The following is a 7,895-nucleotide window of genomic DNA, read 5'->3' on the forward strand; positions in this document are numbered from 1 at the left end:
AATTGGGAATTGGGAATTGGGAATTGGGAATTGGGAATTGGGAATTGGGAATTGGGAATTGGGAATTGGGAATTGGTTATTTGTTATTTGTTATTTGTTATTTGTTATTTGTTGTTTGTTATTTGTTGTTTGTTGTTTGTTATTAGAGAAGCTACTAACCAATAACTACTAACCAATAACTACTAAACAATAACTACTAACCAATAACTACTAACCAATAACTACTAACTATGCCCAATTCCCAATTCCCCATTCCCAATCATAGTTAAAAATACACATCAATTTGCGATCGGCCTGTCGTCTTCAGCCAATTTTGCACCTCAATGTAATTGTTCGGCGCTAAGCGAATAGCCTCTTTCCAATAATCTGCAGCTTTATCAAACAACCCTTCCGCCGCTTCCACATTGCCAGATTCCTTTTCCTTTTCTCCTTGATAGTGGTAAATCACAGCAATATTATTCAGCGCCTGCGGCATTCTCGGATTCAGTTCCAGCGCTTCGCTGTAATACTCCAAAGCTTGCTCGTGTTCGCCGTTGCTAGTATGGATCAGGCCCATATTGTACAACACGTAACTGCGATCGTAAGGATCTTCTTCCAGCTTCAGCGCTTCATGATAATTGTCCAGCGCTTCAGCATATTCGCCATCAGCTTGAGCCGACATACCATCTCGATAGTAAGCAAAAGCTTCCTTCGCCTGCTTTTTCGCCGGCATAATCTTCAAGATAATATCGGCCATTACCGTGAAACTTTTGTCAATAAAGTTATCGTTGCGTTGAGTTCTGGGCATAATTCGATTCTTTGGTTAACGGCCAATCAAAAATATTAGCCTGTAAAGTTTTCCTATTAAGAGTTTTGCGACTGTTTCGGTTCAGTCCGGCCGCCGACGCTTGCAAACGCTGGTGAGACACAACTGCAAACCTGAAAACACGCGCTTGCGAGGTGCAAAAGAGTGCAAATCCCATCCATTTTAGATAACTCTTGCCAAACTTGGTAAAAAAAACCACATTTCTTTAACCTATTGACCGCACTCTACGGGCGATCGGGCAAAAACCTAGCAACATTTCGCCCCAAAGTCAAGAGCATCATCAAAAAAATTCATAAACCAGCGACTCAAAACCAGTTTGAATTCCCACAATATATAATATAAACAACCGGGTAATTTTCACAGAGAGAAACCTATGGCTCCGAATCCCACCATTATGCAAGCCGTCGAGCAACTTGGCTACCGCGTTACGGTTGGAGACGTGGCGGCAAAAGCTGGATTAGACGTTAATTTTGCCCAGCGAGAACTGTTAACCCTCGCCTCCGAAGCAGGCGGTCACCTGCAAGTAGCAGAATCCGGCGATATTGCCTACCTATTTCCCAACAACTTTCGAGATATTTTGCGAAACAAATTCTTTCGCTTGCAGTTGCAGGAATGGTGGCAAAAAATCTGGAAAATTCTATTTTACCTGATTCGAGTATCTTTTGGCATAGTGCTGGTAGCTTCCATCCTCTTAATTTTTGCGGCCATCACGATGTTACTCTCCAGCATGAACAGCGACAATAACGGCGGAGGCGGAGGCGGAGGCGGAAGCGACGGTAACAGAGGCGGCGGATTCTTCTTTTTTCCGTACTTCTGGAACGAGTTACCCTGGATATTTTACTGGAACCATAACGAACCTTACTACCAGCAGCAATCGCGCTTAAGCGGCCAAAAACCCCAGATGAGTTTTCTGGAAGCAGTTTTCTCCTTTCTATTTGGAGATGGCAATCCAAATTACAATTTAGAAGAGCGCAAGTGGAGCGATATTGCCACCGCAATTCGCAACAACCGAGGTGCCGTCGTCGCCGAACAAATAGCGCCCTATCTCGACAATCTCGGACAAGGATACGCGAGAGAATACGAAGAATATATGCTACCGACTCTCGCGCGTTTTGACGGCCGCCCCGAAGTCAGTCCCGAAGGACAAATAGTCTACCATTTTCCGCAATTGCAAACCACAGCAGTTCAAAAAAATCCTCAACCAGTAGGAGCTTATTTGCGAGAAATGCTGTGGCGTTTCAGCCACGCCAGCTCCGGCCAAGTCATGCTCGCGGCGGGGTTAGGAGCCGTGAATCTTGTCGGTGCGTTAGTTTTGGGGAATTTATTAACTAAAAGTGCGATCGCCAGTGGATTTATCGGTTTCGTCAGCGGTATTTATCCACTACTGCTGATTTACGGCATCGGATTTTTGACAATTCCCTTAATTCGGTACTTCTGGACTCAGTGGAAAAATAGCAAGATAGAAACCCGGAATCAAGAGCGGCAGCAGCGAGCCATGTTATTAAACCAACCAGATGCCAACTTGCAGCAAAAATTAAGCTACGCCCAGGAATTTGCAGCAGAAAACCTACTGACGGGAGAAGATTTAGCTTATACAACAGAAACCGATTTAACCCAACAAGAACTAGAACAGTCAGCAAAAATAGATGCCGAATGGCAGCGGCGAATCGATGGAGTTTAGATTTTCTATTTGACGATTTGAAATTAATTAATAATTTTGAGTCAACATCTAAAATCCGATGAATATTAGATTGAGCTAGGTCAAGTTTGCTGTACCAAAGACTGCTTCGTACTCCTAGCTTTTTTGACAATTTTAGGACGTTTAAAAATCAAACAATTTTGGTCGTATTTCGAGTCATGGCGCATAGCCACAAGTTCCCAACCCTCCTCCCCCAACTGATTGATAAATAGATGCAGCGATCCTTGTTTCCAATCTCGCAATTCCTCACCATTTACATATAAACTAATCAGCTTATTGCCAAAGGGATACATATTTGCATCCACAAAAAAATACTCCCACTTTTGCATAGTTATCCTTAATGTAGTTAGTCATTGGTCATCAGTCATTAGTCATTGGTCATTGGTCATTAGTCATTAGTCATTAGTCATTAGTCATTAGTCATTAGTCATCAGTCATTAGTCATTTACTCATTACCAGGCTCTGCCTGGTAATGCAGACCCGGAGGCTCTGCCTCCATCTTCGCAGCCGACGACGAGGCAGAGCCTCGCTTACATGGGTTCCCTGGCAGAGCCTGGGAACCAGTGAAAAGAGCCTAGGAACCAGTTCAACCAGTAAAAAAAATGCGGCGTTGCAAAACACAGATTCTCCCCTCCCACTCTCCCTGCTTCCCAGCAGTTACTGAACAGCAATTCTAGCCAAAGCAGCGCCCCGGTAATAGTGCAACAAAATCTGCTGGTAGCCGTATCCCTGCCTGGCCAAATTGTAAGCTCCCCACTGGCTCATGCCAACACCGTGACCGAAACCTTTGCCAGCAACTTGAAAACTCGTAGGAGCTTGGCCGCTGTTCTTGGCGCTCCCGCCTGCATACTGAGGAATCACCGTAAACCGCGTGCTCCTCAAACTCAGAACCCGACGCAAATCTGCCCCAGTCATCACTCTAGAACCGCCATCTCCCACAACTTTCATCCTCAAAACGCTGCCGTAAGCGGTAGTGCGTTCTGGCTTCATCGAGATTACGTTACCGACACCGGAAATCTTGCTGCTGATTTGAGCGCGGGAAAAATTTTCTTTCCACTGATAAACCGGCGCGCCTTGGTCGAAGTCAGGAACACCGCGCAGGTAAGGCAGGGGTTCCGTCCAAACATCCTCAACATTTTCGGTATGTCCGCCAGATGCCGAGTGGAAAACAGCTAAAATAATCTGACCGTTGTAGGTGAGAACTTGACCTGCGGTGGCATCGACTGCGCTATAAGTACCCGAAGATTCTGTTTGCAGTCCTTTGTAAACCTGCGAAGACTGAGTGTCGTCCACATCGTAAAGGTCGGTTTCGCTTTTGAGGCGCTCGTGGATAGCGTAGGAACGGGCAGCGACTGCTTGGGCTTTTAATGCCTCTAGAGGCCAATTGCCGCTCATTTCGGCACCCAGAACGCTGTAGAGATACTGTTCGATATCGACGTAGTTGACTGCTGTCAGGCCTCCTTTTTCGGGAATTACAAGGGTGCGTCCGCGATACCACCGATCGCCAATCCAAACATACCCGTTCCCGGTCGGCTCGATCCAAATTTGATTGGCGGCCCAGCGTCCGATGGCCACTTTGCCCGATCGAAATTGAGCCGATCCAGAACTGTTGGCAGACAGTTCGCCCAAATTGCGCCCGCTACCGTCGCGGATTGCAGCCTTAGTAGAACTGCCGACTTTGATCTGACTTGCGCCGTCTTGTACCGCCACTCGCAAGATCAGCGCCGCCTGTGCTGGGGCTACCATTACCAGCCAAAACAACAGAGAAATCCAAAAGTAGCGTTTTGTTAATCTTGAAAGAAGCGAAGCAAATAACACTCCTGGCTGCATTTAAAAAATTTCCTCCTGTGCTGTACGAGTTTGAGAATTTTTAAGGGGAAGGTTTGGTTCTGGAAAAAGGAAGGAGAACGGCAGAAAGAAAACGTTAGAATTGGGTTTGGCACTTTGTGCGCCTGTCAAAAAAGATTGGAACGACTCGATGCTCGCAGCAACAGCGATTTATCCCGGTTCCTGCCTGCGACTATTTCATTCAGGTCGGATTTGCCGCACTCTGGATATATGTAACATATTTTTTAAGATTTAATTGAGGTGATTTGACTCTTGCAGATTACATTTCTCGGAACTAGCTCCGGCGTGCCGACGCGATCGCGCAACGTTTCCAGCATCGCCCTGCGTTTGCCTCAGCGAGCGGAACTCTGGCTGTTTGACTGCGGCGAAGGAACTCAGCATCAGTTTCTGCGAAGCGAGCTCAAAGTCAGCCAACTGAGCCGTATTTTCATCACTCACCTGCACGGCGACCACATTTTCGGCTTAATGGGTTTGCTGGCTAGCTGCGGTTTGGCGGGGAATGTCAAGCGCATCGATCTTTACGGGCCTCCGGGACTAGAAGAATATTTGCAAGCTGGCGTTCGCTATTCTCAAACTCATTTTTCTTACCCGGTAAAGATCCACAAAATTCAGCCGGGAGTTATCTATGAAGATGACGAATATATTGTTAGTTGCGCTCCTTTAAAGCATCGAGTTACTGCTTTTGGTTATCGAGTAACTGAGAAAAATCGTCCCGGACATTTTGATGTAGAAAAAGCCAAGGCTGTGGGTATTCCTTCCGGGCCAATTTACGGGCAATTAAAACAAGGAAAAACGGTAAAATTATCGGACGGGCGACAGTTTCAAGGTAGTGATTTTTGCGGCCCGGATCAAATTGGGCGGAAGTTTGTTTATTGTACAGACACAGTTTTTTGTGACGGGGCGGTGGAATTGGCGAAGGATGCCGATTTGTTGGTGCACGAAGCGACTTTTGCCCATCAAGATGCTCAAATGGCCTTCGACCGACTGCATTCAACCTCAACAATGGCGGCTCAAGTTGCTTTGCTCGCTGGGGCAAAACAATTAATTATGACGCATTTTAGCCCGCGTTACGCTCCGGGAAATGCGATCGTCCTAGATGATTTGCTCAAAGAAGCCCAGGCTATTTTTCCGAATACAAAAATGGCCTATGACTTTTTGACTTACGAAGTGCCCAGGCCTGTTTAAAAGTAGGGTTAATCTGGGCTGAGATATTCACGTAAAAACTGAGACTAATTAGGGGGGTGAGCAGGAGTTATAATGAAACTACCCAAATCTCTAATATTCACATCGTTCAAAAGGAGCAACACTGTCAGCAAAAGATTACTATCATCCAGTTGTGAAACAGGCGCTTGTTAAAGCTGGCTGGAAAATTACTCATGACCCATTGTTAGTGAAATGGGCCAAGCGAAAACTATTTGTCGATCTCGGAGCAGAAAAACTGATTGCTGCTGAAAATAATCAGTCTAAGATAGCTGTTGAAGTTAAAAGTTTTATCAGTGATTCTAAAATTTTATATTTAGAGAAGGCTTTGGGACAATACATTCTTTATCAGAAAATTTTAGAACAAACTGAACCGGAAAGAACTCTCTATCTTGCTATGCCGGTGATGTCTTTTGAGGAGCTTTTTATTGAAGATAAATTTGCCGATATTTTATTGGTAGATAATCATTTAAAGTTGATTGTTTTTAATCCACAAATGGAGGAGATTGTGAAATGGATACCATAGCAGATTGCCGCCAGATTGTTAAAGGAATTCTTAATGAATATTCAGGTTTTTTAAATTCTGAAATTGAGGTACAAAGTCAAGTAATTTTCGATTTAGAAAACGATCGCTATATGTTACTTTCGATGGGATGGTTTCAGGGGAGAAGAATTCACGATTGCGTCATACACATGGATATTATCGACGGTCAAGTTTGGATTCAAGCGAATAATACCGATCGCTCGATCGCTGAAGAATTAGTAGCAGCAGGAATTCCCCCTAAGTTAATTATTTTAGGACTTCAACCGCCTGAAGTAAGAGCTTATACAGCTTATGGCGTACCAAATTCAATACAGTCTCAAGAATTATTGCAAGTGGGTTAAATAATGAAGAATGCGTTATGTTAAAGTGTAATCAACAAGACCAATTTTGCACCATACCGCACGGGAATCAGCGCTATGTCGATTTCTAAACCTGAAAAGCCGCAGTCTTTAAAACCGATTAATTCCGCCGATCTGCAAATGCGAGCGATCGCCTACAGTTTAGATACTTTAATTCCAGGTTTATACATTTGGCTAGGTGCAATCAAAATTCGGATTGGAGGTAGTTTACCAGAAGACAGTTATCCGGGGACAATTCACAGTCCAATTGGGATTGCTTTAGTGATCCCTGGATACCGGATTTATAGCACGTATCAAGGTAGTTATGACCCTTGATAAGCATCAGCTTGATGGTATCCCTCAAATTACTGCGAAAACTTTGCCATCTACAGAATTTGGCTCTTCCGTACTTATTGTGCTAATTCTTTAGGAAAATGCCAAAATAGTAATGCCCGTATTTCAAAGTTTCTCAAATTTCTAAATCCAAAACCACACCTTTTTAATAGCTTTAATTTAGTATTAATTCCTTCTACTATCCCATTAGTTGTTCTTGATTCAAAATAGCCCACAATCTCTCCCAACCATCTTTTGATTGTTTCTACACTTTTTTTATAGTATGGTTGTGCCTTTTTTAACCAATCTGTTAATTCTAATATCCCGTCACCCAAATTATTGCTTTTTTCAAATAAAGAGTGAAACTCTTCTTTTAAAGTGTGCATGGCTCCTACTCTTAGTGAAGCATCTTTTACTTGTTTTAATTTTACTTTATCTGCGTCAGATAAGTTATTTTCTGCTTTCAACAATGTATATTTACTGCCTTTTAAACTATCCAATAAATTAGCTCTTTCTTTCGCTTTTAGCGATGATGCTGCCTTTTTTTGCTCAATTCTCGCCTGAAGAAATTCCTCATGAATCATTTTGGTCACATGAAATCTATCTACTGTTACATCAGCATTCGGGCAAAGCTTTTTGACTAATGACTTATAATTACCCGTCATATCCATACTTACTTCTTTGATCTGGTTTAAGACTTTATCTCCCCATTCAAGCATCTTTTTTTTGATGGCTTCTTGTTTTATTTCGGCAACTAAGCCTATTAATTTATGTGTTGATAAATCTACTAATACAACTATAAATTTTCCTTGACTTTTCACTAAACTAATTTCATCTATGCCGAGTTTTTGTAAGTTTTTTACATCAACAGGTAATATTTTATTCGCTACATTTTTTACCATTGACCAAACTTCTTCTTCTGTTAATTTATTGTTTTTAGCCACGTTATTAATGTCACTATGAACAACTTGTTCAGTAATACTTTGTGCATATCTATTCGTGAAATTTTTCTTTTTTTCGACAAAATCTAAGCTTTCATTAAAAGGTTTATGGTAGTCCTGCATAGCAAGGAAAGTCCAGGGTTTTAATTGATAGATAAACTGGCGTTATACTCATGAATAAAATACC

The 7,895-nt window shown here is 42.9% G+C and carries 9 protein-coding genes; 5 read left to right on the forward strand and 4 right to left on the reverse strand.

The window, feature by feature from the left end:
- Window positions 1-265 precede the first annotated feature (265 nt).
- Entirely contained in the window at window positions 266-787 is a 522-nt protein-coding gene (locus QUB13_RS29985; RefSeq protein ID WP_194010252.1) for a photosystem I assembly protein Ycf3, read from the reverse strand.
- A 391-nt stretch (window positions 788-1,178) separates the two neighbouring features.
- Between QUB13_RS29985 and QUB13_RS29990 the strand changes: the two genes are divergently transcribed.
- On the forward strand, window positions 1,179-2,486 hold the full coding sequence (locus QUB13_RS29990) for a hypothetical protein (protein ID WP_333388640.1): 1,308 nt from the start codon (window positions 1,179-1,181) through the stop codon (window positions 2,484-2,486).
- Window positions 2,487-2,566: 80 nt separating this feature from the next.
- Here the strand turns inward: QUB13_RS29990 and QUB13_RS29995 are convergent, their stop codons facing one another.
- Window positions 2,567-2,833: a hypothetical protein gene (locus QUB13_RS29995; RefSeq protein ID WP_333087680.1), complete on the reverse strand. Its 267-nt coding sequence runs from the start codon at window positions 2,831-2,833 to the stop codon at window positions 2,567-2,569.
- Window positions 2,834-3,161: 328 nt separating this feature from the next.
- Window positions 3,162-4,334, reverse strand: coding sequence for a SpoIID/LytB domain-containing protein (locus QUB13_RS30000; RefSeq protein WP_194069199.1), 1,173 nt, complete (start codon window positions 4,332-4,334; stop codon window positions 3,162-3,164).
- A 270-nt stretch (window positions 4,335-4,604) separates the two neighbouring features.
- Here QUB13_RS30000 and QUB13_RS30005 point away from each other — a divergent pair, with 270 nt between their 5' ends.
- From QUB13_RS30005 to QUB13_RS30020, 4 genes are all read left to right on the forward strand, one after another.
- Entirely contained in the window at window positions 4,605-5,537 is a 933-nt protein-coding gene (locus tag QUB13_RS30005) for a ribonuclease Z (protein ID WP_333388643.1), read from the forward strand.
- Between the two features lie 121 nt (window positions 5,538-5,658).
- Window positions 5,659-6,078 (forward strand): element excision factor XisH family protein, encoded by a 420-nt coding sequence (locus QUB13_RS30010; RefSeq protein ID WP_333388655.1) that lies wholly within the window; start codon window positions 5,659-5,661, stop codon window positions 6,076-6,078.
- Window positions 6,066-6,437, forward strand: coding sequence for a XisI protein (locus tag QUB13_RS30015; protein WP_333388646.1), 372 nt, complete (start codon window positions 6,066-6,068; stop codon window positions 6,435-6,437). Before QUB13_RS30010 ends, QUB13_RS30015 begins: the two co-directional genes overlap by 13 nt.
- A gap of 75 nt (window positions 6,438-6,512) precedes the next feature.
- Window positions 6,513-6,770 carry a hypothetical protein gene (locus tag QUB13_RS30020; protein WP_333388649.1) on the forward strand — a complete coding sequence of 86 codons (258 nt, stop codon included), beginning with the start codon at window positions 6,513-6,515 and terminating at the stop codon, window positions 6,768-6,770.
- Window positions 6,771-6,844: 74 nt separating this feature from the next.
- Here the strand turns inward: QUB13_RS30020 and QUB13_RS30025 are convergent, their stop codons facing one another.
- Window positions 6,845-7,831 carry an ISL3 family transposase gene (locus QUB13_RS30025; RefSeq protein ID WP_333388652.1) on the reverse strand — a complete coding sequence of 329 codons (987 nt, stop codon included), beginning with the start codon at window positions 7,829-7,831 and terminating at the stop codon, window positions 6,845-6,847.
- Window positions 7,832-7,895 lie beyond the last annotated feature (64 nt).

Origin of the sequence: Microcoleus sp. B4-D4 (assembly GCF_036705185.1) — a bacterium.
GTDB lineage: Bacteria > Cyanobacteriota > Cyanobacteriia > Cyanobacteriales > Microcoleaceae > Microcoleus.

Excerpts from the sequence above, each read along its gene's own strand:
- QUB13_RS29985 (WP_194010252.1), bottom strand. The coding sequence starts at position 787 with ATGCCCAGAACTCAACGCAACGATAACTTTATTGACAAAAGTTTCACG.
- QUB13_RS29990 (WP_333388640.1), top strand. The coding sequence starts at position 1,179 with ATGGCTCCGAATCCCACCATTATGCAAGCCGTCGAGCAACTTGGCTAC.
- QUB13_RS29995 (WP_333087680.1), bottom strand. The coding sequence starts at position 2,833 with ATGCAAAAGTGGGAGTATTTTTTTGTGGATGCAAATATGTATCCCTTT.
- QUB13_RS30000 (WP_194069199.1), bottom strand. The coding sequence starts at position 4,334 with ATGCAGCCAGGAGTGTTATTTGCTTCGCTTCTTTCAAGATTAACAAAA.
- QUB13_RS30015 (WP_333388646.1), top strand. The coding sequence starts at position 6,066 with ATGGATACCATAGCAGATTGCCGCCAGATTGTTAAAGGAATTCTTAAT.
- QUB13_RS30020 (WP_333388649.1), top strand. The coding sequence starts at position 6,513 with ATGTCGATTTCTAAACCTGAAAAGCCGCAGTCTTTAAAACCGATTAAT.
- QUB13_RS30025 (WP_333388652.1), bottom strand. The coding sequence starts at position 7,831 with ATGCAGGACTACCATAAACCTTTTAATGAAAGCTTAGATTTTGTCGAA.